We start from the raw sequence: 25,802 nt of genomic DNA, 5'->3' as shown, positions 1-25,802 counted from the left end.
ATAAAATGATTAAAAAATGCATTATCGTAACTTATCTTGAGCTGGAGGTTCCAATAATCTGAAATCAGGCGAGTTGGTACCTTATGTCATAGCCGGTAAAATTAAGTAAATATTTTAAAAAAAGGAGAAGTATGAATTTTGACAAAGAACTTGATGTACGCGGACTCGTCTGTCCATTACCCATCCTACGCACCAAAAAATCTCTGACAGATATGACTCGCGGACAAATACTCAAAATCGTCGCTACCGATCCTGCTTCTCTCATTGATTTCCAAGTTTTTGCCGAACAAACGGGTAACCAGCTATTGTCCTCAGCTGAAGCGAGCGGTGAATTTTTATTTTACTTAAAAAAGAAATGATCATTTCCATCGGAGCATCAAAAATAAGATTAAAAATTCAATGCTCATAACTTTTCAGTAATCTTCCGCATTCTATGTGACTTAAAGACCAAAATTGAAGAGTGTAGCGTGTAATAGTCCAGGTGCAAGGCTTAGCGCAATGAAGCCGCAGCACCGTTCCCTGCAACCGGGAACAACGCCGCATTCATGTCTGGAGCGGCATAAGGTGCATCTGACAGGCCTCGTCGCGGCTTCACCATTCTGGCAAATGAGAATATTTCAAAAATGCTTCTATATTCATGGATTCAATTACTCAAACAAGCAGTCAAAAATGATAAATTAGGCTTAATGCCCTGCAACTGTCATACGCTCTATCAGCAACGAGCCACATCGCTTAGAGCCACGAACAATTCTGTCGCTGCCCACCCCTATTATTCCACGCAGCATTTCTTTTAAATTACCAGCAATAGTGATTTCCTCAACTGGATAACTTAGCTCTCCGTTTTCGACCCAGAAACCGGTAGCACCTCGTGAATAATCTCCTGTTACCCCATTCACACCCTGACCGAGTAATTCTGTTACCAACAATCCTTTGTTCATTTTCTTCAGCAAATCAGGAAATGACAATGGTGCGGTGTTTTCCACGATCAAATTATGATTACCTCCTGCATTGCCAGTGGTTTGCAAACCGAGCTTACGTGCTGAATAACTACCGAGAAAATAACCTTGCACCATCCCGTTCTCAACCACATTCCGTTCCTGCGTGGCTACGCCTTCATCATCAAAAGCACAGCTCGCTAGTCCTTTCTTAATATGTGGTATTTCACGTATTCGAATATCTGGCGAGAATACCTGCCTCCCAAGGCTATCCAGCAAGAATGATGATTTACGATAAAGACTGGCTCCGCTGACAGCTTGAGTAAAATGTCCGATCAGACTCGAGGCCACTGGCGCCTCAAATAATACAGGAACTTCACAGGTCGCAATTTTTTTCGCTCCCAAACGCGCGACAGTGCGCTTGCCTGCTTTTTTACCCACATCATGGATAGATTCCAGATCAGCTGCATCCCGCGCCACGGTATACCAATAATCGCGCTGCATCGCATCATGCTCTGTGGCAATGACCGCGCAACTCATACTGTGTCGGGAAAGCGGGTACCCCGCTATAAACCCATGGCTATTCGCATAGACGAACTGTGATGTATTCATGGATACAGTCGCCCCTTCCGAGTTGCTAATGCGCTTATCGATTGCATACGCCGCTGCTTCGCAACCTTGCGCAAGCTCAATCGCTTGTTCGACTGATAATCCCCACGGATGATATAAATCGAGATCAGGAAATGAAGTAGCCAGTAACTTCGCGTCAGCTAATCCTGCGCAATCATCTGCAGCAGTATGTCGTGCGATAGAAAGTGCAGCGGTTACTGTATCCCCGATGGCTTGTGGAGAAAAATCTGAAGTACTTGCATGACCACGTTTTTGGCCAATGTATACTGTCACAGACAATCCTTTGTCTCGAGTGTGCTCAATCGTTTCCACAGCACCCTGTCGAACTGTGACATTCAAACCACAACCATCAGAGACATTAGCTTCACATGCGCTGGCACCCCCTTTCCGAGCATGGTCCAGAATATCGCGTGCAATCTGCTGAAGCGTTCCAAAAGGATAAGAGAAATGTAGAGATGACGAGATATCGTTATTCATATAAATTAGCTTGATGAGAATCAACCCGCAACGAAGTTAATATAATCGTTATATAATCGTTTTAAGGTAAATTTAATAAAATGAGCGCTCAAAGAGCGATATGATAACAGCTTCTCGTTATTGCATTACATAGCTCACCATGCAAAATAACATAAAACATGATGCTGACCAGGAATCTCCGCTCAGTAAAACACGGCGCAAACGTGCCATGCATGCATTACAGGATATCGGTGAGCAGTTAGTGACGCTTGATCTCCAACAAATAGCTGAGCTTGATTTACCAGAAATACTCAAGGATGCCCTCTTTGAAGCTAAACGTATCACCAAGCATGAAGCGCATCGGCGCCAGCTCCAATATATTGGCAAGCTGATGCGAAAAATTGACGTAGCACCTATTCAGGAGAAAATTAATTCTGTACGAAGTACAAGCATACACCATACTGCATGGTTACATCTTCTGGAGCGATGGCGCGAGCGTCTGCTAGCGGATGAGGCAACTTTTACTGAATTTGGACAGCAATACCCGAACGCTGATTTACAGCGTTTGCGAATACTTGTGCGCAATACCATCAAAGAAAAGCTTGCAGGAAAACCTCCTAAAAACTTCCGGGCCCTATTTCAGGAATTACGCAGCATCATTCCTGAAAAAACACCTTTAAATTGATGTCAAGAGATAAACGGGAATCCTCACACATCATCATTTTTACTCGATCATTCATCGACAGATTCACCCGTCAAGTAAGCTAGAAATTTCTGACGTGTTTCTTTGGAAGTGTCCCGGAATAATCGATACACTGCATGTTGATCAGGATCCTGTAGATTCATTTCTATCCCCCATAAGGGTGCAATGGTAGTAGGTAAATTTGAGTAACGCACGTCAATCAGAAGTTCAGGGTGATCAGGCTGAATCGCAACAAAACCAGCAGAAAAAATGGTAAAACGGGCAATATCCTTCGCTAAGGTGGATTCCTCAGGCAGTTGATTCAGAAACTGATCAATCGTGAATTTTTTGATGGACTCTCCTGGATAGATGCGGGATTGCGAAAACGGGCTAACCCGAATCGCATCGACATAGAATTTTCCTTCGGTTTCATAAATCGAACGCCACAATATCAAATTGGCTAAAGTCGGTTTAACCATCAATTGCTCGGCAACATGCCCCCTGGAGGCAACCAAGTCAGCCGCAGCGGCTTCAGCTCGTTGGAGCTGTACCCAACCAAGCACAAGATAAAAAGCTGCGATAATTAAGCCAATTTTCGCAACCATGATTGCTTTCCTCTTGTAGGCAAAAATGACTGCGATTAGCAGTATCAAGGTAAAAATGGGATCAATCACAGAAACAATATTAAGCGCAACTCGTTCCTCACTCACCGGCCAAAATAAATGAGTACCGTAACTGGTTAACGCATCTAGCACGCCACTTAAGCTATAACCCAAAAAACAGAATAAGTATAAGCGTGAAAAAAATAACCGTTTCCGGAGAAATGGCCATAGAATAAGTGCTGCAATCAAGCTACCGAACGGAACAAAGAAGATGGAATGCGTAAAATGGCGATGAAATTCCACAGTTAATAAAGGATCATTCACTGACTGAATCAGAATATCCGCATCTGCAAGCAGCCCAGCGAAAAATCCAACACCTGTCGCTAAACGCGTTTCATTTTGTCGCGTACCTGACTGAGCAAGACTGGCACCCAATAATCCTTGAGTAAGTAGATCCATATTTAACAAACATTTACAAAATACAGATGGCTAGTTTATCTCATTTGATTGATAAATGGCCATTGAACTGGAAATTACACAACTCTTACCATTCTTTAAAAAGAATTGAGAAGTAAAAAATATCCATACATTTCCTGCTCTCAATGGCAATGACTTGCAATGCAATAGCTGAGGAGCAAGCGCTCCGGAGATCGGTTTACGCAAAACCAAACGTATCGTCTGTCTTTACAGGTACTGGCTAAATCTCCGCGTTAAAGGGGTATTAAGCAAGGTTTTACTGAAGTGAGCGCAGTCACGGATAAACTTAGGGTATTATTTCGAGAAACAGTATGCATAGTTAACTCTTTGCAAACCCTTTCTTTACATTTGTAGATCGTTTGATTGTCATAAAATTTGGATAATACAACAGATTATGCGAATCAAAACCCTATCACAACCTGATAAGAAATAGTTATTCCATAATCTATTATCGACGCACTATTTCTTCTGTCAAAATTACAGATTAAAAAGAATCTGAATTAAGTGCATCGATGCCCGCTTGCGCAATTTGTGCATCTTGATGAGATCTTACGCCACTCACGCCGATCGCACCCACAAATTGATTACTGAGCACAATAGGCAGTCCACCTTCAATGGGTATTGCTCCAGGTAAATTTAAGTAACGCACATGCCCTTGATTGACCTGCTCCTCCAGCACCTTAGTGGGCCTTCGAAAAGCGATGGCCGATCTTGCCTTTTGTATGGCAACTTCAATACTGCCATATTGCGTATTGTCTGACCGCATTAAGTAAAGTAAATGCCCTCCTTCATCAACAATAGAAATGACGACGGGCCAATTATTGCGCCTGGCCTCCGTTTCTGCCGCTGCGGCGATTTTTTTGGCGTCCTCAAGTATCAAAAAAAGTTTGCTATTTGCCATCTCCATCTCTCAAATATAATGCTATATCCCCGACCCACCTTCGAATATTTCATGACGCATTTGTGCTTGGGTAACATGACTGCCAGCTGGCACGCTGCGTGTCAGCCAGACGTTCCCACCTATTATTGAGCCCCGCCCGATAATGATACGCCCCAAGATAGTCGCCCCTGCATAAATCACAACATCATCCTCGACAATCGGATGTCGTGGTATGCCTTTTACCAACGCCCCGTGCTCATCTACCGGAAACCGTTTTGCACCTAAAGTAACAGCCTGATATAGCCGCACATTGCGACCTATAATGGCAGTTTCTCCGATGACCACACCCGTACCATGATCAATAAAAAAACTGCCACCAATCTGAGCACCTGGATGTATTTCTACCCCAGTCATTGAATGGGCTATTTCTGAAATCATGCGCGCAATCAGTGGCACACCGAGCCGGTGCAACTCATGCGCTAGCCGATAGTAGGTAATGGCCATAATACCCGGATAACATACCAATACTTCATCAACGCTGTGCGCTGCCGGGTCCCCTTCGTAGGCCGCCACAATATCGCTTTCCAGTAAACTGCGAACCGCAGGTAAACGTTTGGCGAATGCTTGCGTGATCTCTACTGCCCGTTCACGATCAGCGTCACTCAGGTTTTCCAAACCCGAACTAAAATGTAATTCATGCTGTATTTGTACCAGCAACGTGCGCAGAGCACTATTCAAAGTGTGCCCGACATAATGGTCGATTCCCTCATCCGCGAGATCGGCCGGGCCCAAACGATTAGGAAACATCGCAGCACTTAAGCCCTCTGCCACACCAACCAGAATTTTGCGTAAAGGAAGTTTAGGAGGCCTGGTATGCCCTTGTCGATTTTCCAGCGAAGCAATCCGCAAATCACGTAATTCTTCAACGATATGATCAATCTCAAGAAAAGTACTTCTTATTTGAAGATCGCTGATTCTATTGACGTTAGTCACTCTACATTCAACCCCTTTTCATTGAACATTCCCTCAAAGAGAATACTGCTCAAATAACGTTCACCAGAATCCGGCAAAATCACCACAATTGTTTTGCCAGCATTTTCCGCACGCTTGGCATGTCGTACAGCTGCTGCAACTGCAGCACCACAGGAAATACCGGAAAGTATGCCTTCCTCCCCGGCGAGGCGACGGGCGTACAAGACAGCCTCTTCATTACTCACCTGTTCGACTTCATCCACCAGTGAGAGATCAAGATTATCCGGCACAAATCCAGCGCCAATCCCTTGAATTTTGTGAGGGCCAGGTATTAAAGGCTGACCTGATCGCTGCTGAGTAATAACAGGACTTGCCGCTGGTTCAACTGCAACTGACGTAATGGCTTTTCCCTTACCTTGTTTTATATAACGGGAAACACCTGTCATCGTGCCACCTGTTCCTATACCTGCAACAAAAATATCAATTGCCCCATCAGTATCTTGCCAAATCTCCGCACCTGTCGTTAGCTCGTGTATTGCTGGATTGGCCGGATTCTTAAATTGCTGTAGTAAAACAAAACGATCAGGATCTGCAGCAACGATTTCATCGGCCTTGGCAATAGCGCCTGCCATACCTCGCTGACCTTCCGTCAGAACCAGCTTGGCGCCAAATGCGACAAGTAATTTCCGGCGCTCGATACTCATGGTTTCCGGCATTGTTAAGGTCAACGGGATACCGCGTGCAGCCGCAACAAATGCTAACGCAATACCCGTATTACCACTTGTTGGTTCCACCAGCTCTTTACCAGGACCAAGTAAGCCGCGGCGCTGAGCGTCGTCAACCATTGCAACTCCAATACGGCACTTGACTGAATATGCCGGATTACGTCCTTCAATCTTGGCCAGTACGGTCGCTGCTGCACCATCGGTAATACGATTGAGCCGAACTAACGGTGTCCGTCCTATCGATTGTGAATTGTCTTGATACCAATTTGACATAAGCTATTCCTTTCTTTATCGCCGTCCTGGCGAACCCTCGTTTATTATTGAAGAAATACTAAAGATTAACAATTATTTAGCTGTTTATTTTAACTGGCATGATTCATTTTGTTACGGCGTATCTGTATCTATGATTAACCAAAAAATTTATATGACATAAAGCCAAATTCCAATAATTTAACTAAATTTCAATCCATTGACATTAAATAGAAAGATGGCATGTTTATGGCAAGTAGCAAAGGAATATCCACAAGGGCAAAAACAATTAACCTACAACGTATCACCATCTGATGAAATTATTTAACGCACATATAAAAAGTAATGCTCATTTACTCCATTCCTGATCGCAGTTAAACTTAAAATGAAACTGCATTTACTAAATTCCTCCTTCACCTGCACGATACAAATTATAGCGCTAACGGCAGCCTATTTTATAGACGAGAAGTCAAGGATAAGCATGGCATATGTAACCCCAACATTACATTTTTCTTGGAGCATGCTTGGTTAATTTAACTACGGACGGACTCGCACTCTCTACTGTATTTGGAATTGCTGCAGGCAATACCCTTGCTTGAAAGCACCATTTCTCAATTGTTTTATCGTGCAAACTTACGTACCACAGCCATAAGCTCATCAATAGCAGCATCACCGTTACCTGATTGAATAGCCGACTGCATACAGCCATGCGTATGGTTTTCAAGTAATTGCATTGCCACTGCATCCAGTGCAGACTGTAGCGCTGACACCTGATTGAGGATATCAACGCAGTAGCGGTCCTCCACGATCATTTTGGCTACACCGCGCACCTGACCTTCGATGCGGTTAAGACGCTTGATTAACGCCTCCTTATTGGGCTGTATCACGTGATCAGGCACGTGGCATAACTCTCTTTTATTATTAGATAAAGGCTTCAAAACCTGCTTCCTCGATGGCTTGTTTAAACTGATCGATCCCGGTAATTGCTGCATCATACTGAATGGTAACCTGTGCATCCTCCAGTGAAACTTCGGTACTCATCACGCCAGGAATCTGTTCCAGCACATTTTTAATACTTCTGACACAACCCATACAGGTCATGCCCTTGATAGGGATGATGGATGTTTGCATTTAATGGTTCCTCTTTAATATGAGTTAATCTGTGTGTCTGGCTGCCATCGCTTAAGCAGCAGTGAATTACTAACAACCGATACCGAACTCATCGCCATTGCAGCGCCTGCGATGATCGGGTTAAGCATGCCAATGGCAGCCAAGGGAATACCGAGCACATTGTAGATAAAAGCAAAGAACAGATTCTGGCGGATCTTGCTCAAAGTCGCACGGGAAAGCGCAATGGCATCAGCCACGCTCATCAAATCATTATGCATCAACGTAATGTCCGCTGCTTCAATCGCCACATCAGAGCCCGCGCCAATGGCAAAACTCACATCAGCCGCAGCCAGCGCAGGGGCATCGTTAATTCCGTCCCCCACCATACCGGTAAATTGTCCACGTGCTTTTATTTTGGCCACTTCGGCTGCTTTGTCTTGGGGCAACACTTCGGCGCGATAATGGTTAATGCCTGCTTGTTTGGCAATGGCAGCAGCGGTTTCAGCATTATCACCAGTCAACATGATAACTTCAACACCCATTGCCTGTAATCGCCTAACCGCCTGCGCTGAGGTACTGCGTAACCGATCGGCAATCGCAAGATATCCCAGCATCTGATAGGTTTCTTCGGACTGAGCAGCCACTCCAATCACGGTTTTGCTTTCAGCCTGAAGCACTGCCAAATGAGAGGGGTCCATGGGTACGCCATGCGCTCGCAGAAATTTTGGCGAGCCCAATAAAAATTCAGTGTCACCGATCTGAGCCTTGACGCCACTTCCAGTCACGGATGTAAAATTACTCATCGTCTGAGGCCGTATAGCCCTGCCGGCTGTGTACTCGAGCACGGCTTTTGCAAGTGGATGCTCTGAACCTTGTTCCAAGGTAGCGGCGGTCTGTAATAATGCTTGTTCAGTGATTGAGCCTACCGGAATGACGTCGGTCACAACAGGTCTCCCTTCCGTAAGAGTGCCTGTCTTATCTACGACTAATACTTGAATTTTTTCCGCATGCTCGAGTGCGGCAGCATTTTTCACAAGAACACCCATTTGAGCACCACGCCCGGTGCCTACCATAATGGCTGTGGGTGTGGCTAACCCTAGTGCACATGGGCATGCAATAACTAGTACTGCCACTGCATTGATCAGCGACAATACGAAATTTCCTGTCAACCACCACGTTAATGCCAAAGTCAGGATACTGATGACGACTACTACCGGCACAAATATCCCTGAAATGGTGTCGGCCATGCGCTGGATCGGCGCCTTGGAACCCTGTGCTTCCTCTACTAGCCGAATAATGGCGGCAAGCTGCGTATGCTCCCCCACACTGGTAGCTCGGCATTTCAATAATCCTTGTTGATTCTGAGTGGCTGCAAACACTTTGGCACCGACCTGCTTAGCTACCGGCAGACTCTCTCCCGTTAACATGGCTTCATTCACACTGGATATACCTTCAATGACAACCCCATCAACAGGTAAATTCTCGCCGGGCCGCACAATAAAAACGTCACCTACTTTAAGTGTATCGACATCAACTTCGATAATTTCACCCTCTCGCTCAACTCGTGCGGTTTTAGGTTGTAGCTTAATCAACTCCTCAATGGCGGCAGAAGTTTTGCTTTTGGCGCGGGCTTCCATTAACTTACCTAATAGCACCAAAGTAATAATGGCGACACTCGCCTCGAAATAAACGTGTTGGTCCAGCGAGAACAGCGTAACGACTGCACTGAAGAAATAAGCCATGCTAGTGCCCAAAGCGATCAATACATCCATATTCGCTCCACCACCGCGTAAGGCATGCCAAGCACCCACATAAAAACGTCTCCCCACCCAGAACTGGACAGGTGTTGCCAATAACCACTGTAGCCAGCGTGGCAGCAAATCAACATGATCCGTTAACATCACACCCATTTGCAGTAAAAATGGTAAGGTCAGTGCAGCGGATAACCAAAAGATACGGAGCTCTGCCTGATAAGCTGCCAGCCGCCTGGCTTTCTCTTCATTACGGCTTGCTTCGCTGATCTCACTCGCACTATAGCCTGCCTTGGCGACAGCCGCAATCAAATCATTCACGGTTGCTGCAGCCGGGTTGAATTGGACATGAGCAACTTCTGTCGCCAGATTAACAGTAGCTGTAACTCCAGGGATTTTATTCAACGCTTGTTCAATGCGCCCACTGCATGCTGCACATGTCATGCCGCTGATTCGCAGTTGTACAGTCGGAGGAATAACATGAAAACCAGCTTTTTCAATTGAGTGAATCAGATCTTCAGCATGTGTGGCAGTATCATCAAACTCTATCACCGCTTTCTCGCTGGCAAAATTTACTGCTGCCTGCACACCCGGTAACCTGTTGAGATTCTTTTCAATTCGCGCCGCACAGGCTGCACAAGTCATCCCTTCTATTGGTAACTCAATGTGTCTATGCGTAAGAAGTGTACTCACCTTGATCCTCCTCACTTTTATTACAAAAATAAATTCATCGTATACCCCATATGGGTATATGTCAATATACTTTGAGATCAGCAATAAAAGAATGAATAAGGAAGGAACTGACAAACGGTTTATTTCTGCTTTTTTACCCCTGTTTTTGTTGGTAGCTTATTTTTTGTTCAATAAGATTGCTTTGCATGATTCAACAATTTTTTTAAAGCAAACCTTAACTCAATCATAAGATTAAATAGAAAATGAAATACCAAAAAATAAAAACCATCTATACGGAAAAGTGGTTTATTAATAGCAACTTTCAAGAAACAAATGTAACACAATGGTTTTACAGCAAATATTAAGTAGCCTCAGGAACAGGGGTAAGATTAAACCCCAGCTTCCGAGCGCGAACAGTCAGATGATGCAACACGCGTTGACGATATCGCTCCTCATAGTACTCCTGCCCTTTATCGACGTACTCGGTTCCTTTCGTTAGCATCGTGTAGATCAAGCGCGCCAGTTTGTGTGCTGTCGCTGTGATTGCCTTTGCCTTGTCGAGTCTGCCACATAATCTTCTGTAATAGGCACCCAGTGCAGACTGGCTGGATTTCAATGAAACTGCCGCCATGCGCAGTGCCTGAGCCGCACGGTTCGCTGTGCGCTTGCTTGCCCCCGATAGCACTTTTCCGCCCGATATCTTTGTTCCAGGACACAACCCAAGCCACGAGGCAAACTGCTTCGCACTCTTGAACCTGCTCATGTCAGCGCCCACTTCACTCAGGACTTTCATCGCAATCGTCACTTCGATGCCGTCAATTCGCGTCAAATCAACCCCACACATGCCAATCAGATGGGCACGTAAATCAAATTTGGGAGCGTTCTTGACATTGGAGCGGCGCTTCTTCTGGCAGATCTCTACCTTGTGCACCTGAAGTGCCGCCAGCATGGTTTCAAGCTGCCGGTCACATTCGGTGAGTCGTTCGCTGTAGGCGTCATAGAGTGACATCGCTTGCTTGAGTGCAAACAGGTGTTCTTCCCGCCAATTCCCGACTAACGATTTCTCAATCTCGTCTTTGCCAGCCCGGATGCGATTGCTCTTGAGATTCGCCAGGATGTGCCCATCTCTCTCACCAGTAATGATGGCACGAACGATCTTTTGACCGGTTTCGCCCACAATATCCGAAATCACGTTCGCCAATTGTATGTTCATTTGCGCCAGAGCCTTTTGCATATGTTGCACATGTCGCGCCTGATAACGGATCAGCATATCGCGTTGACGAGATATGGCTCGTAGTGCACATATCTCATCTTTCGGACGGAATGCGCCAGACAACAACCCAAAGCTCATCAGTTGCTGTAACCATTGGCAGTCCAGTACATCCGACTTCCAGCCAGAAACATTTCTAACGTGCCGCGCATTTACTAGATACACAGTCAGCCCGCGCGACTCCAAAAGTTCATACAGTGGAATCCAGTATACCCCCGTCGATTCCATTGCCACAGTGTCAATTTCACAGGCCTCTAACCAGTCCGCTAAACCATTCAGGTCTGCGGTGAAACTCTTGAATTCCCTTACCGGCTTGTTATCTCGATCCGGCGGTACCGCCACAAAATGGCTCGCAGAGCCAATATCAATCCCCGCTGCATTCGGATGGATTAACTCCAATTTACTTCGCTTGAACTTTGCCATGACATCCTCCATTATCTCTATTGGAATGTCGCGCTGGTTCAGGTACGTCGTTGTACTCACTCTTTCAAACGGGATGTCCGTTGCCACGGACTCACCAATGTCGCCGACGTGACCCATGACCACGCTAAAAAACGGGCGGATTAGCACCAGTGATGTGTCGGTCTTCTCCAGCGCGACATTCCAACTTTACTCCTCAAGCTCTGACGCCGCTTGTTTCTTCTGCGCGCCTTGCCGCCTCTAGCGGATTACTACGCTAAAAAGCAAATAGGCGCAAACTTGTCTTCTCACAGTACTTCGTTTGAACCTATTGGGATATTCCCACACTTATTATTTATATCTATACGAGCGCAAAAAGTTGAATGTTACTGCTGACCCGACTGGACATTGTTCATGCTCCCTTATACCAGCCTATCAGTCATTTTGTGCATGAGCATTTTCCCACTAAGCTTGACTGGCCACGAGTTCTGATGATATGTGGCCTAACTTTTATTGCTATCGGTTCAATCGTTATAACAATCAATCACCGGATTTCTGTATTAGATTGATCGAACAAACAAAGAATATCTCTACCTTATTGATTTATTGATCGCATAGCAGGTAATCTTAATAATCAGATACAACATGCGAATGCCTCAATTCGATTGATCAAGTAACTTCCAGAAGCAGCTTCAAATGGGGAATTTGTTACAGGAGTTAACATGGCGCTTAATTCAAAACTTACCAAGTTGAAGGTTGACCCAAACACACAGGTAAATTTAGCCGATTGGACAACCAGCATTAAACCACTCTATTCGTCCAAAAAGAAGCACCAAGAGCTTTTAAATGAATTACATGAAGAACTAGGTGCGCTCCAAGATATACTTTATGCGCACAATCGCTATGCTCTATTACTCATTCTTCAAGGCATTGATTCAGCAGGCAAGGGAAGCATTATCAAGCACGTCATGACGGGCATCAATCCACAAGGGTGCCAAGTATACAGCTTTCAACAACCCAGCGCAGAGGATCTTGATCATGATTTTCTATGGCGAAGCAACAATCGCCTTCCTGAAAGAGGGCGTATTGGTATTTTTGATCGGTCTTACTACGAAGAAGTCACTGCAGTCCGCGTTATCCCAGGGTTATTGGAGCAGCAACATTTACCCATGGAGCTTCTCGACCCAACAAAATTCTGGCAAGAACGTTTCCAGGATATTGTCAACCTAGAAAGCCACTTACATCGCAATGGCACCCGCACTGTCAAAATTTTCCTTCATTTATCAAAAGAAGAACAACGGCAGCGCTTGCTTGAACGCATTGATGAGCCAAAAAAGAACTGGAAAATCAGCCGTGCTGATATAGAAGCCCGCCAACATTGGGAAGCTTTTCAAACAGCCTATGCTGAATGTCTGAGCGCTACCAGTACAGAGCATTCACCCTGGTATATTGTACCGGCAGATGACAAACTTAATGCCCAACTGCTTGTATCTAAAATTGTAACGGAAACAATGAAAACGCTCCAAATGAACTACCCTATTGCGACTGAAGCTCATCGGAAAGAATTAGCAGAAATCAGGGAGGCTTTGGAAAAGGAATAATTTATTAATTGAGTAGAGAACCACACAACTAACCGTTAGTCTCATTCATAAAACAGGTGCTTACCCCTACCAGACCATGCTGCTCTCAGACAAACTGAATAAGGACATTAAAGCAATCAATTTCTTCTGTGTTAACCGCTACATTAGAATTAATAGGACTTCATTCTCAGCAATTCTCTGATAAAGTATTTAGCAGAGAATTGCTACTAATAGCATGTAAAAAAATATAGTGCAAATAAAATTTAACTTACTGGTTTCTCATTTTTACGTTTAGCCCTACGCGCGATTTCCACCTTAATTTCCTCAAGGAAATTCATGTTGATCTTGCGCTGCTTTTCACTTCTGTACCAGCTGTAGCAAGTGATCCCACCAAGGATGATCAAAATAATACTCATCGCGCTAATACCATCAAAAAAAATAAATACCACCCCTGTTGAAATTGCCACGGCTCCGAGTAGCGCAGTTAATAACCACATTCGATTTCCCCAGCTTGGGGTGGCATGCTTGAGGCACCACGCATCGAGCTTATCGCGCGTTGAAGAAAGCTCTTCATCAGTCCATTTATTAATATTCATGATTTTCCGAATACCCTTTATTTTATCTAGATAAGAAGATTTTTATCTTACAGTTAATATTTAACTTTATGTAACAGTACCATTAGGATCAATAATCGAGTTATAACGCTTTACCCCCTATATTTTAGGGGTAATGATTTACCTTCGTTTTTTTTAATCTTCTCATTAAGCTCAAAATATATCAGCTCTTTTTTAGGAATTTTGGTCGATTTATGGTAAAAAGCCGGGTTAATATAAATGGGTGCAAGTCATTTTATCGTTATTTCATGAGCAGTCTATTAGAAAGTAAAAGGAGTTTTTTTTATTTCCACATTATAAAGATATCTCAACTTACTAAAATTCGAGTACTTCAAGTAGTCTTCTTTACTATTGGGATATTTTGTTTACTCCCCGCAACGGCTAAGAATCTCTCTTCAATTAATGCGGAAGCATTGCAAAACCAGCTCAACAATTCTTCTTCGGTGTCGAATGAGATTGATGTAGCTATTTTAAAACATTTTTATGCGATGCGCGGTTATCGACCGGCCTGGATACAGAATGACAAATTATCACCTGAACTTGATATAGCTATAGCATTTATTGCAACTGCCGAACAGGAAGGTTTAGATAGCAAAGATTATCAGCTTGAACAACTATTGCACTTACGCAAACAAAGCAGCGAGTATTCTCTTCTACTTGAACTCGAATTGCGCACTACTCAATCAATTTTGATGCTTGCTCGAGATTTACGTAGAGGTCGCCTGATAGCATCAGAAGTTGACCCGGATTGGCATATTCGGCAGCCAAAATTCGATCCAGCAGCTTATTTGCAAAAGGCTATTACTTCTGGAAATTTAAAATCATCTCTGGCAGATTTACCTCCTAAAACCCAGGAGTATCAGCTGATGAAGCAAGCTTTAGCCAAACTCCGTAAGTTAGTGAAACGTGGCGTTAATTGGACCATGATTCCGGAAACGCCCTTAATTCGGCCCAACATGAATCACGCGATTATTCCGCTACTCCGTTCCCGAATTGCGCAAATTTTTGCCATGCACGGCAATTCTAGCTATGATATCGTTTCGAGTGAAAACGGAAGCGAAAAGTATGATAGTGAATTGGTAAACGCGATTAAGATATTTCAGGAACAGCATGGACTGAATGCTGATGGGGTGATCGGACCAAATACACGCGCGGCATTAAATAAAACACCCGAGCAGAAAATCAGGCAATTACGTATCAATATGGAACGTTTGCGATGGATGCCAAGAGAATTAGGCGATCGCTATTTATTGGTCAATATTGCTGGATTTCGTTTGACTGCGATTGAATATGGGAAGCATGTTTTAAATATGCGCATTATCGTAGGGCGTGATTATCGCTCAACACCCAGCTTCAATAGCCGCATTTCTCACCTTATCCTGAATCCATACTGGAATGTTCCGAACAGTATTGCGCAGCAGGATCTATTACCTAAACAACAAAACAATTCTAATTTTTTTACTTCACAGAAAATTAGAGTTTATGTAAACAATGCTGGTCATTACGAGGAAATTGATTCGGATTTGATTAACTGGCATGCGGTTGGCAAGAATTTTCCTTATGTGTTAAGGCAGGAGCCAGGAGAGAAGAATGCGTTAGGCACTATAAAATTTATGTTTGCGAACCGTTTCAGTATATATTTGCATGATACACCTTCTAAGCAATTATTTCAGAAAGATATTCGAATGTTTAGTTCGGGTTGTATCCGGTTAGAGAAACCATTGCAATTAGCTGGGTTTATTTTGAACGAACCCAATGCAGCGACTGATATCGGTGACAAAATAGAAAGCGGTAAAACAATTACGGTTAATTTATCTAAACACTTACCCATTTATTTAATCTATCTCACGGCATGGGTTGATGAGACAAACAATATATATTTCGCATCAGATATTTATGGACGTGACAAACGAATTCTAAAGTATGCTCGCTGGTAAGCGAGCATATCTAGTTTAAATATAACCTTGATATCTTATGGGAGGACTCAAAGTGTTTGCACAAGGAGTTAATAATCATAATCATCAATTAACAAAGCTAGGTGCTAGTCGGCGCTTTTTTATTAAAACAGGGTTAAGTGCCTGTACACTGCTAGCGTTACCAGCAGCCTATGCACGCAAGCCAAAAACATCCATTAAACAACCAGTTAAAGAATTATCCCTACTTAATTTACATACAGGGGAAAGAGTAAAATCTATTTACTGGGAAAAAGGGCGTTATATCCCTAGCGTACTCAGGGATATCGAAAAAATTTTACGCGATCATCGTACCGGTAGAACCCATGCTATTGATCTTCGATTACTCGACATATTGCAGCTTTTGTCTAGCCGAATGGGGGCAAAGAAGGAATTTCAGGTCGTTTCCGGCTATCGCTCGCCTGAGACTAATAAAATGCTCGCCTTGCATAATAGTGGCGTAGCAAAACAGAGTCTGCACATGCAAGGCAAGGCAATTGATATTCGATTACCTGAATTTTCCCTGGCTGATTTGAGAAAAGCAGCTTTATCGTTAAAAGTCGGTGGTGTTGGATATTATCCCGACTCCAACTTTATTCACCTTGACACCGGGCATGTGCGCTATTGGTAAGACTATACTCTGCTGCATAAATAAATTGATCCTTACAGCAAGCTAAGCGAAAAAATAATGAGCAGGTCATGAAGGGAATTCAGCAAGCCCAATTTATGCTGGAAGCCATTAGTCTTTCAGCTTATGGAGTGATCCATAATGAGGGTGGGCCGTTTGGTTGTGTCATCGTCAAAAATAACACTATCATTGGAAAAGGTAGCAATCAAGTCATCTCTTTAAATGATCCTACTGCTCATGCTGAAATTGTCGCGATACGAAATGCTTGTTGGCATTTAGGCACTTTTCGGCTTGATGGGTGCTACATCTTTACTTCCTGCGAACCCTGTCCGATGTGTCTAGGTGCTATCTATTGGGCGCGTCCAGAAAAAGTATTTTATGCATGCACCAGGGCCGACGCCACCGAAATCGGATTCGACGATGAATTTATTTATGAAGAAATCATGTCTGATTTGCCACAGCGTAAAATTCCAATGGAACAAATACTCAGACCAAAAGCACTGAAAGTCCTCTCAGAGTGGTCAGCAAAATCAGACAAGATAATTTACTAAAAAAGGATAATGCACGGGCAAAGCCAATTGGAACAGCGAGAGTTCATTATTCTCAAATAGATTTTCCTGCTTTCCGACTTATTACGGTACTGGCTATCCACATAAATAATTTCCAGCATCACATCATGATCGATGCTATTTTCATTCTGCATTTTATTTTATTTCTAAATCAAAGATGATCCGAAGGCGAGCCGCAGACAGTATCAATCATATGGCAAGGTAAACCCCAACAAAACCAGTTTTGATTTAGAAACAGAATAAGTATTCTGAAAAACCTTGGAGGACGATCTCAATTTTCGTACTTCAAACTTAAAGAATCTAACTCTTGCTTAAGCAAAGCAAGTGTATTTTTTCTTTTCTTTCCATCGTTGCAAATCCGGGTAAAATTCATAATAGCGCCTTGTCTTTCTTGAAGAGAAGTAGAGTTACTTTTCTTCATACCCAAATAGGCTATATCTGCAAATTCAACCTACTGCCAGATTGGATAAAATACGCTAAGATGGATACCAAATATCAACTTTGCTCTGATCGATAGATTTATACATTTAAACTTTTTATGCCTATTAAATCCCGTATTCGCACCATTCCTCATTACCCTCATGAGGGCATCATGTTTCGCGACGTTACCACACTGCTGAAAGATGCTGTTGGCTTACGCACCACCATCCAGGAAATTGTTAATCGCTACCGAACGAGCAATATCGACATAGTTGTGGGTATTGAGTCACGCGGCTTTATTATTGGTGCTCCCGTTGCGTATGCGCTGGGCGTTGGTTTTGTGCCGATACGCAAACCAGGCAAATTGCCAGCTGAAACCATAGGCTGTGACTATCAATTGGAATACGGCAGTGATCGGATTGAAATTCATACCGATGCGATCCGAAAAGGAGAACGGATATTGTTAGTGGACGACCTTATTGCTACCGGCGGTACCATGGAGGCAGCTGTCAAGCTTATCCAGGAGATAGGAGGAGAAATCATCGAATGCTGTTTTGTGGTCGATCTGCCTGAAGTTGGCGGCAGAGATCGTTTAGAAAAGCAAGGGCAAAAGGTATTCGCATTATGCCAATTTGAGGGAAGTTGAGCGAACTTACTTACTTCGTATATTTACTTAATTGAACTGACCATTATCTATTTGACAGAATTGTCAAATTCCACGTGACTCAAATTGATCAAGCCATTATGGAGAAGCTTCGGCGCTGTTTGGCTGAACCAGTCCAGGCCAGCCCAAATTTTTCCGATTCAGTGTGAGCAGACTTTATTCCATTTCTAAATCAAGATTGACTTTGTCGGCTTCACCTTGCCGTAGGATTGATACCGTCTGCGGCTCGCCTTCGCGTCACTTTTGATTTGGAAATGGAATTAGACCTAAAACATAAGAAATACTGTGATGACAGACATTAATCTGCCCGGTCAGTTAAGATGAGCCACTTCTTTTGGAGTAATACATGCTAGACATTCAACAATTACGCACCGATCCAGAAAATATTGCTTCACGCTTAGCCAAACGTGGCTACACTTTTCCGGTAGCACAATTCCAATGGCTGGAAGCGCAACGCAAATCGATCCAAACTCAAACACAGGAATTACAGGCAAGACGTAATGCCACTTCTAAGCAAATTGGCATTGCCAAACAAAAAGGCGAGGATGCGGCTGCGATCATGGCAGAGATTGCTCATCTAGGAGGTGAACTTAAACAGGCTGAAAGCCAGCTCGAGCGCATTCAAGCCGAGCTGCAGCAGCTATTATTAACTATTCCTAACTTAACGCATAGCAGTGTTCCAGAGGGAAAAAGTGAAACGGATAATCTTGAAATACGGCGCTGGGGAACGCCCAGATCATTCGATTTCGCCATTAAGGACCATGTCAGCATAGGTGAAGAATTGGGTCTACTCGATTTTGAAACCGCAGCAAAATTAAGTGGCACGCGATTCAACGTGATGAAAGGTGGCATTGCTCACCTGCATCGTGCGCTGACACAGTTTATGCTGGATACGCATACTCAGGAGCATGGTTATACTGAAATTTATGTCCCCTATCTGGTCAATGCAGATTGCTTACAAGGCACAGGACAATTGCCTAAATTTGAGGAAGATCTGTTTGCCGTGCATGCGGGAACTAGCGAGCATATGGGTGCAACCACATCAACTGGACATGGTTTATTCAAATTATACCTGATCCCTACTGCTGAGGTACCCTTAACTAATATGGTGCGTGATGAAATTATTCCGCTTGAACAGCTTCCGCTGAAATTTGTTGCTCATACTCCTTGCTTTCGTTCTGAAGCAGGCAGTTATGGCAAGGATACCCGTGGTTTGATTCGCCAGCATCAATTCGAAAAAGTTGAACTTGTGCATATCGTACATCCACAAACATCCTATGAGACATTGGAACAGCTCGTCAGCCATGCAGAAAAAATTTTGCAAAAATTGGAATTACCTTATCGAGTGATGACATTATGTACGAGTGATATAGGTTTTTCGGCTGCAAAGACATATGATATTGAAGTATGGTTACCTGCACAAAAAGCTTATCGGGAGATATCTTCATGTAGCAATTGCGAAGCTTTTCAGGCACGACGCATGCAGGCACGTTTTCGCAACGAGAAAGGAAAACCGGAATTACTCCACACACTAAATGGTTCTGGTTTGGCAATTGGACGAACGTTGGTGGCTATTCTGGAAAATTACCAAAATAGGGATGGCAGCCTAACTATTCCATCTGTTTTACAGTCTTATATGAGTGGCCTTGACCGGCTTACCATTGAAGACGGAAAATGAACCTGCTATATGACACATTTATTTAAATCCGGAGGTATCTAAAATGCAAAATGAAAGCAATAGAACGGTGCATGACCAGGATGATATGGCGCAACTCGAAGCCGATGTACGCGAAGCAATTATACATGACGGTGACGTTAAGGAAACTGTACGGCGGTTAACGCTCCAGTCAATGCAAGCACATCGTTTAGACATTCAATCTTTGGGCCGGATTGCTACCGCTGTGATGCAAGGTGTGCACGATGGTGCGCAGCAGAAATTAGCGCAGGCATCGGAACAATCCAATACTGCTCAGACTCAAATATCCCATGCAGTGTCAGGGTTGGACACTGCCTTTGCACAATTTGCTGAAGCTTCAAAACTGGTAGTGCAAGAAGCGGCCGGAAAAGCCATGCATTTTTCGCGTGAAGAACTTACAAAAACGCGCGCTGATTTAGCAACTCTGGAAGATTTATTTATAGAGATATTGCAACAAACCGCGTCTATTGCAAAAGGTGTCATTGCTGAAACGTTAAATGATTTATTCACTCATGCAAAACATAATGGCACCACGATCGGCGCTCAACTCCAGGAAACACTCGCTACCTTTACCCATCAGATATCTTCTGTCGGGCAGGCTCAGTTTCAAGCTGGATTGCAGCTTTCTCAAGCAACAGCCGACCTGCTGCATAAAATTGCTGCTGGCGTTTTAGCAGGCATTTCAGAACAAGCCAAGCACGAGAAAAACAAATAATTAAGAACTGCTAGCCACCTGCTTACAAACCCGATTCAGCCACGTCACTTCTTGGCGTCGGCTGAATAATTTTCTACATAAAGCAGCTGTTTTATCCAGGCTTATCCTGAAAACTGCTCAGCGACTAAAAACTATCTCAAAATACATGAGTAGTTTAATTGCTGTACTTCTTGGTTTAAGCAGCTTATTCCATTTTCAAATCAAAAATGATGCGAAGGCGAGCCGCGGACAGTATCAATCATACGGCAAGGTGAAGCCGACAAAATCAGTTTTGATTTAGAAGTGGAATAAGATAATGACTACGTGTTTACACGTATTTAATTGCCTTCTATTTTCCGATAAATTGTCAAATTGGGTTGTTAGCATAATCATGACATCCCAAGATTATATTTGTCCATTATTCTAGTAATTTGTAGTTGCTTTATTAAAGAAGAGACAAAGATAAAACCTATTAAACCATTGCCTCTTTGCAAAGCGTGGTCGGAAGGAAGAAACCGTCGCTTACAGGCAGTGGATCTCATCCAATTTCCCAATCAAACATGACGCTAAGGCGCGCTGCAAAAACGGAGGTGAAACAATGAATACTCGTACAATGAAATGCGAATTAAGAGCTGAAATAGAAGCCAGGTCATCGATAACATTAAACTATTGAGGAAGACATCACCTAACCTCAATCAATCAAAGTAACCAATGAATTGGCAAGACCGATTAATAGCGATTTATCTCTATAGCATGTCCTATATAAATTGATTATAATGTGAATTAAGAGCTGACTCGTAAAAAATTCCAGAAAAACAGAGCCGCAGCCAGCTTTCCGAATACATGTACCATAAGCCCGTTATAAGAACGAACTTTGCTGGCACATTCAATGCCTGTTTTTTCTTCAATCCAGGCAAATAAGGCTTCAATCGGTTGCCGCACGCGAGAAACTGCTGTCGATAACCATTGATCCTGTGGTTCCAGATGGTGCTGCCCTTTTTGTTTTTTAACCGGTGTCAAGACGGTCAGATTCTGAGCTCGCCTGATGCATTCAGCGTCAGGCCGTTGATAAGCTTTATCACCGTACAGCTCATTGTTGTACAATTGTGGTCGAATCTGATCAAATATTTTGCCATCATGGTCGCTGGCGCCAGTCACACCAATATACTCAGGAATCGGCAGTGAGCCTGGTTGGCGGCGCCCTATGATATGGACCCGCACACCATGATAGTACAACTTCTTGGTAGAGCAGTAGCCTGAATCCGCCAACTGTTTCGCTACACACGCGTTAAACCGACGACCTTGCCTCGCAAGGATGACCGGAAATGAATCAGTCAACCAAACCTGCCCGGCATTCCTGGTTTCCTGTTCTTGCTGAATCAGTGCTAATAAGGGTGCAAACACATCGGCTACCCGATTCAGACGCTGAACATAAGCCACATAACCTGGAAGTCGTGGAAACCAATCGCGTAAGTGGCGATCCGCATACTCATAAATACCTTTGATCTCTCGATGCTTGTCCATTACACCGAACAGGAAGAGGGTAATGACTTCTTCGTCGCTAAAACTTAAATCCGCGTGGTTGCTCATTCTTTGACTATAAACCCAAAGATTTTGCTGATAATGCTTGCAAACATAGAGATAAATCGTTATTAATCGATTTTGCCAGTTCATTGGTTACTTTGATTGATTGAGGTTGGGTAGTGTCTTCCTCAATAGTTTAACGTTATTGATGGACTGGCTTCTATTTCAGCTCTTAATTCGCATTGAAACCAGGAAATAATTTCGGCACTAAAGTTGGCAGTATCGAAAACGAGCAGGCAGTTTTGATACTGTCTGATGATGGCTTGATTCGCGATTGCAATGAAGCTGGCGCAAAATTATTGGGTTATTCGCCCAAGAATTTTCCAAAACTCCATATCTCCAAGTTATTGCCAAAACTTGCGAAAATCGAGCTATTAAAAGGAGAGCGGACTAATCCCTATTTGCGCTTTCTTTCACGCATAGGGCATCATTTTGAAGTAGTCAATATGAGTGGAGTACGTTTTGCAGGAAAACTATTTTTCAGTGATGTGAAAAATCGCGGCTTACACCGCCTGATTATTATGATCTCTCCGATCTTTCAAGAAAAAACTTTGCATTAAAAAACCAGGCAAGTTAGTACCATTGGATGAGCGGATTTCATCTACTTGGTATTCTAACAATAGCTTATCGTATTTATTATCGCTTGTTTTTTTGGGCACCATGTCGTCCCAGGCGAACTATTCCAGTATGGTAAAAACGAAGTTTTGCTAAAACAACATCATAACTTCTCGAGCGCGAGGTGGACGGAACACAAAGACGAAAATTATTGGCCGGAAGCGCTCTTTATCATGCCCCTGAGCCATCATTAGGAGCAAGATGGGAGCAGTAAGTTTATCATTCCGTTTCAAAATCAAATCTGACTTTGTCAGCTTCACCTTGCCGTATGATTGATACTGTTTGCTGCTTGCTTTCGCGTTATTTTTGATTTAGAAATGGAATAACTTATCAGCATATTATCGGTAAAGGAAAGAGTACAAAAAACTCATGAAAATACCCCGCTTAATAATGCATTACTTACAGGATCTGCCCGCTGAGCTGTTGCCCCTGCTTGAACAGATTACAGACTTAGCTACAGACCTGCGCTGGACCTGGAGCCATGCTGGCGATGAGGTATGGAAAACAATGGACCCACAATTATGGGAGCAAAGTGAAAATCCATTTGTAGTGTTGCAAAACTTGTCACGCGAGCAACTGGAAGAATTAAATCGAAGCGCGCAATTCAAACAACACCTTGATAGTTTAACCAAGGCGCGCAATGGCTACTGTGATTGCTGTGGTTGGTTTGGAGAAGTGCATGCCGAAGCTAAACTTAAAGGAATTGCCTATTTCAGTATGGAATTTGGCTTGGGTAAGGCCTTGCCACTATATGCAGGCGGGCTGGGTGTTCTAGCGGGGGACTATCTCAAAGCTGCCAGTGATCTGGCCGTGCCAGTAACCGCGATCGGCCTTCTCTATCAGGAAGGTTATTTTCGACAAGTATTGGACGGAAATGGATGGCAGCAGGAAATTTATTCTTATAATGATTCCAGCAGTCTACCGTTGCGTCCAGTATTGGCTCATAACGGTGCTTGGTTACACATCCCCATCGAATTGCCTGGTCGAACGGTACGTCTGCAGGTTTGGGAAGCACGAGTGGGACGGGTTAGCTTGTATTTACTCGATAGCAATAATCTGCTGAACAGTGCACCTGATCGTGGTATTACCAGCAAACTCTATGGTGGCGGAAATGAAATCCGGCTGGTGCAGGAAATCGTTCTGGGAATAGGTGGCTGGCGGTTAATAGAAACATTAGAACTGGAAATTGATATCTGCCATCTGAATGAAGGCCACGCCGCTTTCGTGGCACTGGAACGCGCCCGCTGTTTTCGGGAGAAACGGCAAGTGGATTTTTGGGAAGCGCTTTGGGCGACGCGTTCTGGCAACATATTCACTACGCACACCCCAGTGGCAGCAGGATTCGATACCTTTCCACTTGAATTGCTCACAAAATATGGCTTGATTTATGCTAAGAAACTAGGCGTAGCGCCTGAGGAATTAGTGAAACTAGGCCGCCGGAATGGGCAAGATGATAATGAGCCCTTCAATATGGCCTACCTGGCGGCACGATCTTGTGGCCGGATAAATGGGGTTAGCTATCTGCATAGTAAAGTCAGCCAAAGTATCTTCCAGGATCTCTACCCCCATTGGCCTGAATGTGAAGTACCCATAAGTTATATCACCAACGGCGTACATGTACCGTCGTGGGATTCTCTCTGGGCGGATGAGATTTGGACACAATCTTGCGGCAAAAACCGCTGGCTCGGCACAGAAGAAATGCTTACTGCCGCAATTAACAAATTGGATGACGCCAAGCTTTGGACTTTGTGCGGCCAAGAACGTACCGATTTAGTGCGTCAAGCGCGACAACGGCTTCGCTTGCAATTGAGTCAACGAGGTGCAGAGCAAGAGATTATTGATGAGTCCGACCAGATTCTTGATCCCAATGTGTTAACCATCGGATTTGCAAGACGTTTCACTGCTTACAAGCGTCCTAACCTGTTGCTGCATGATCCTAACCGTCTGATCCGAATACTTACTGATACGCAACGACCCGTACAAATCGTTGTCGCTGGCAAGGCTCACCCTGCCGATATTGAAGGAAAACACCTCGTTCAGCAGTGGGCTCAATTTGCTGCTCAACCGATTGTTCGTAAACGAGTTGTCTTTCTCGAAGATTACGATATTGCCTTAGCCCAGGAATTGGTGCAAGGTGTGGATTTATGGATCAACACCCCACGTCGACCGTGGGAAGCGAGTGGCACCAGCGGTATGAAAGTATTGGTAAACGGAGGTTTGAATCTTTCGGAATTGGATGGATGGTGGGCCGAAGCTTACACACCGGAAGTTGGCTGGGCGTTAGGTGATGGCAAAGAGCACACTGAAGCCAGCTGGGATAACGTGGAAGCTGAACAACTCTACCAGCTTCTGGAAGAAGAGATTGTACCGATGTTCTATGATCGCGACGCAACGGGTATTCCCAGAAGCTGGGTTGCCCGCATGCGCGCCAGCATGGCTCATCTCGCTCCACGGTTCAGTAACAATCGCATGGTACGTGAATATGTGGAAAAATTGTACCTTCCCGCTGCTATCAATTTTCAACAACGAACAGCCCAAGGAAGCGTCATTGCTAAAAAGCTTCGCTTGTGGGAGGAACAGTTAAGACGAAATTGGCATCAAATACATTGGGGTAATCTGATAATCTCAGAAGAAAAAGACGGCTGGTCATTTGAAGTACAGACTTATCTAGGGGAAGTTTTACCCGATTCTGTCCAGATCCAGCTATATGCAGACCCGCTGGATAGCGAAACGCCTATTTGCGAGACAATGCGACACTACGCCAGCATCCCGGGTGCTTTAAATGGCTATCTTTATAAAAGTAATTTACCTACCACACGTCCCTATACCGATTTTACGCCTCGCTGTGTGGCCTATCACCCTGATGCTTGTACTCCCATTGAGAACAATCTGATTCATTGGTGGTCAGGTACGGTAATGTTGCATGGAAATTCACCATAATAGTGTTTAATCAGAGATTGAGAGGCGTTACGCATT

The 25,802-nt window shown here is 44.0% G+C and carries 22 protein-coding genes; 11 read left to right on the top strand and 11 right to left on the bottom strand.

Features of this window, described 5'->3' with window-relative positions; genetic code table 11:
- Positions 1–131: 131 nt before the first annotated feature.
- A complete protein-coding gene (locus AAW31_RS09120; RefSeq protein WP_046850009.1) occupies positions 132–359 on the top strand; it encodes a sulfurtransferase TusA family protein in 228 nt (75 codons plus the stop codon).
- 324 nt (positions 360–683) lie between these two features.
- On the opposite strand, the gene pmbA is transcribed toward AAW31_RS09120, so the two are convergent.
- Entirely contained in the window at positions 684–2,042 is a 1,359-nt protein-coding gene (pmbA, locus tag AAW31_RS09115; protein ID WP_046850008.1) for a metalloprotease PmbA, read from the bottom strand.
- A gap of 139 nt (positions 2,043–2,181) precedes the next feature.
- Between pmbA and yjgA the strand changes: the two genes are divergently transcribed.
- A complete protein-coding gene (gene yjgA / locus AAW31_RS09110) occupies positions 2,182–2,706 on the top strand; it encodes a ribosome biogenesis factor YjgA (RefSeq protein WP_046850007.1) in 525 nt (174 codons plus the stop codon).
- Between the two features lie 47 nt (positions 2,707–2,753).
- Here the strand turns inward: yjgA and AAW31_RS09105 are convergent, their stop codons facing one another.
- From AAW31_RS09105 to AAW31_RS09070, 8 genes are all read right to left on the bottom strand, one after another.
- On the bottom strand, positions 2,754–3,764 hold the full coding sequence (locus AAW31_RS09105) for a metal-dependent hydrolase (RefSeq protein ID WP_046851645.1): 1,011 nt from the start codon (positions 3,762–3,764) through the stop codon (positions 2,754–2,756).
- Positions 3,765–4,266: 502 nt separating this feature from the next.
- A complete protein-coding gene (locus AAW31_RS09100) occupies positions 4,267–4,683 on the bottom strand; it encodes a GlcG/HbpS family heme-binding protein (protein WP_046850006.1) in 417 nt (138 codons plus the stop codon).
- A 21-nt stretch (positions 4,684–4,704) separates the two neighbouring features.
- On the bottom strand, positions 4,705–5,655 hold the full coding sequence (epsC, locus tag AAW31_RS09095; protein WP_046850005.1) for a serine O-acetyltransferase EpsC: 951 nt from the start codon (positions 5,653–5,655) through the stop codon (positions 4,705–4,707).
- Complete coding sequence (cysK, locus tag AAW31_RS09090) at positions 5,652–6,632, bottom strand: cysteine synthase A (RefSeq protein ID WP_046850004.1); 981 nt, start codon at positions 6,630–6,632, stop codon at positions 5,652–5,654. Before cysK ends, epsC begins: the two co-directional genes overlap by 4 nt.
- 596 nt (positions 6,633–7,228) lie before the next feature.
- Positions 7,229–7,507, bottom strand: a complete 279-nt coding sequence (locus AAW31_RS09085; protein WP_046851644.1) for a metal-sensitive transcriptional regulator — start codon at positions 7,505–7,507, stop codon at positions 7,229–7,231.
- 22 nt (positions 7,508–7,529) lie between these two features.
- The gene (locus AAW31_RS09080) at positions 7,530–7,739 is read right to left on the bottom strand and encodes a heavy-metal-associated domain-containing protein (RefSeq protein ID WP_046850003.1); all 210 of its coding nucleotides are present in this window, start codon (positions 7,737–7,739) and stop codon (positions 7,530–7,532) included.
- 14 nt (positions 7,740–7,753) lie between these two features.
- Positions 7,754–10,162, bottom strand: a complete 2,409-nt coding sequence (locus AAW31_RS09075) for a heavy metal translocating P-type ATPase (RefSeq protein ID WP_258920426.1) — start codon at positions 10,160–10,162, stop codon at positions 7,754–7,756.
- Between the two features lie 340 nt (positions 10,163–10,502).
- Complete coding sequence (locus AAW31_RS09070; RefSeq protein WP_046850002.1) at positions 10,503–11,834, bottom strand: IS110 family RNA-guided transposase; 1,332 nt, start codon at positions 11,832–11,834, stop codon at positions 10,503–10,505.
- A 698-nt stretch (positions 11,835–12,532) separates the two neighbouring features.
- Between AAW31_RS09070 and AAW31_RS09065 the strand changes: the two genes are divergently transcribed.
- Entirely contained in the window at positions 12,533–13,411 is an 879-nt protein-coding gene (locus AAW31_RS09065) for a PPK2 family polyphosphate kinase (RefSeq protein ID WP_046850001.1), read from the top strand.
- A gap of 242 nt (positions 13,412–13,653) precedes the next feature.
- Here AAW31_RS09065 and AAW31_RS09060 read toward each other — a convergent pair whose 3' ends face one another.
- Positions 13,654–13,986 carry a hypothetical protein gene (locus AAW31_RS09060; protein WP_046850000.1) on the bottom strand — a complete coding sequence of 111 codons (333 nt, stop codon included), beginning with the start codon at positions 13,984–13,986 and terminating at the stop codon, positions 13,654–13,656.
- Positions 13,987–14,417: 431 nt separating this feature from the next.
- Between AAW31_RS09060 and AAW31_RS09055 the strand changes: the two genes are divergently transcribed.
- From AAW31_RS09055 to AAW31_RS09030, 6 genes are all read left to right on the top strand, one after another.
- Entirely contained in the window at positions 14,418–15,941 is a 1,524-nt protein-coding gene (locus tag AAW31_RS09055; RefSeq protein ID WP_235264547.1) for a L,D-transpeptidase family protein, read from the top strand.
- Positions 15,942–15,993: 52 nt separating this feature from the next.
- Positions 15,994–16,587: a DUF882 domain-containing protein gene (locus AAW31_RS09050; RefSeq protein WP_235264546.1), complete on the top strand. Its 594-nt coding sequence runs from the start codon at positions 15,994–15,996 to the stop codon at positions 16,585–16,587.
- 68 nt (positions 16,588–16,655) lie between these two features.
- Entirely contained in the window at positions 16,656–17,135 is a 480-nt protein-coding gene (locus tag AAW31_RS09045; RefSeq protein WP_046849998.1) for a nucleoside deaminase, read from the top strand.
- Between the two features lie 556 nt (positions 17,136–17,691).
- On the top strand, positions 17,692–18,219 hold the full coding sequence (locus AAW31_RS09040) for an adenine phosphoribosyltransferase (protein ID WP_046849997.1): 528 nt from the start codon (positions 17,692–17,694) through the stop codon (positions 18,217–18,219).
- A 364-nt stretch (positions 18,220–18,583) separates the two neighbouring features.
- Positions 18,584–19,915 carry a serine--tRNA ligase gene (gene serS, locus AAW31_RS09035; RefSeq protein WP_046849996.1) on the top strand — a complete coding sequence of 444 codons (1,332 nt, stop codon included), beginning with the start codon at positions 18,584–18,586 and terminating at the stop codon, positions 19,913–19,915.
- A gap of 43 nt (positions 19,916–19,958) precedes the next feature.
- Complete coding sequence (locus tag AAW31_RS09030) at positions 19,959–20,648, top strand: DUF6781 family protein (protein ID WP_046849995.1); 690 nt, start codon at positions 19,959–19,961, stop codon at positions 20,646–20,648.
- Positions 20,649–21,410: 762 nt separating this feature from the next.
- Here the strand turns inward: AAW31_RS09030 and AAW31_RS09025 are convergent.
- A complete protein-coding gene (locus AAW31_RS09025; protein WP_046849350.1) occupies positions 21,411–22,301 on the bottom strand; it encodes a transposase in 891 nt (296 codons plus the stop codon).
- Positions 22,302–22,393: 92 nt separating this feature from the next.
- On the opposite strand from AAW31_RS09025, the gene AAW31_RS09020 reads away from it, so the two are divergent.
- Both AAW31_RS09020 and glgP read left to right on the top strand, forming a co-directional pair.
- Positions 22,394–22,771 carry a PAS domain-containing protein gene (locus tag AAW31_RS09020; protein ID WP_046849994.1) on the top strand — a complete coding sequence of 126 codons (378 nt, stop codon included), beginning with the start codon at positions 22,394–22,396 and terminating at the stop codon, positions 22,769–22,771.
- 424 nt (positions 22,772–23,195) lie between these two features.
- Entirely contained in the window at positions 23,196–25,766 is a 2,571-nt protein-coding gene (glgP, locus tag AAW31_RS09015; protein ID WP_082110392.1) for an alpha-glucan family phosphorylase, read from the top strand.
- Positions 25,767–25,802: the final 36 nt, after the last annotated feature.

The sequence above is a fragment of the Nitrosomonas communis genome, from assembly GCF_001007935.1.
GTDB lineage: Bacteria > Pseudomonadota > Gammaproteobacteria > Burkholderiales > Nitrosomonadaceae > Nitrosomonas > Nitrosomonas communis.
The sequence above is the reverse complement of the archived record's forward strand: the minus strand, read 5'-3'. Positions and strand labels throughout refer to the sequence as shown.

Coding starts and splice junctions, on each gene's coding strand:
- glgP (WP_082110392.1), top strand. CDS start 23,196: ATGAAAATACCCCGCTTAATAATGCATTACTTACAGGATCTGCCCGCT.
- AAW31_RS09080 (WP_046850003.1), bottom strand. CDS start 7,739: ATGCAAACATCCATCATCCCTATCAAGGGCATGACCTGTATGGGTTGT.
- AAW31_RS09120 (WP_046850009.1), top strand. CDS start 132: ATGAATTTTGACAAAGAACTTGATGTACGCGGACTCGTCTGTCCATTA.
- AAW31_RS09025 (WP_046849350.1), bottom strand. CDS start 22,301: ATGAACTGGCAAAATCGATTAATAACGATTTATCTCTATGTTTGCAAG.
- AAW31_RS09030 (WP_046849995.1), top strand. CDS start 19,959: ATGCAAAATGAAAGCAATAGAACGGTGCATGACCAGGATGATATGGCG.
- yjgA (WP_046850007.1), top strand. CDS start 2,182: ATGCAAAATAACATAAAACATGATGCTGACCAGGAATCTCCGCTCAGT.
- pmbA (WP_046850008.1), bottom strand. CDS start 2,042: ATGAATAACGATATCTCGTCATCTCTACATTTCTCTTATCCTTTTGGA.
- AAW31_RS09060 (WP_046850000.1), bottom strand. CDS start 13,986: ATGAATATTAATAAATGGACTGATGAAGAGCTTTCTTCAACGCGCGAT.
- AAW31_RS09040 (WP_046849997.1), top strand. CDS start 17,692: ATGCCTATTAAATCCCGTATTCGCACCATTCCTCATTACCCTCATGAG.
- serS (WP_046849996.1), top strand. CDS start 18,584: ATGCTAGACATTCAACAATTACGCACCGATCCAGAAAATATTGCTTCA.
- cysK (WP_046850004.1), bottom strand. CDS start 6,632: ATGTCAAATTGGTATCAAGACAATTCACAATCGATAGGACGGACACCG.
- AAW31_RS09065 (WP_046850001.1), top strand. CDS start 12,533: ATGGCGCTTAATTCAAAACTTACCAAGTTGAAGGTTGACCCAAACACA.
- AAW31_RS09070 (WP_046850002.1), bottom strand. CDS start 11,834: ATGGCAAAGTTCAAGCGAAGTAAATTGGAGTTAATCCATCCGAATGCA.
- AAW31_RS09100 (WP_046850006.1), bottom strand. CDS start 4,683: ATGGCAAATAGCAAACTTTTTTTGATACTTGAGGACGCCAAAAAAATC.
- AAW31_RS09045 (WP_046849998.1), top strand. CDS start 16,656: ATGAAGGGAATTCAGCAAGCCCAATTTATGCTGGAAGCCATTAGTCTT.
- AAW31_RS09105 (WP_046851645.1), bottom strand. CDS start 3,764: ATGGATCTACTTACTCAAGGATTATTGGGTGCCAGTCTTGCTCAGTCA.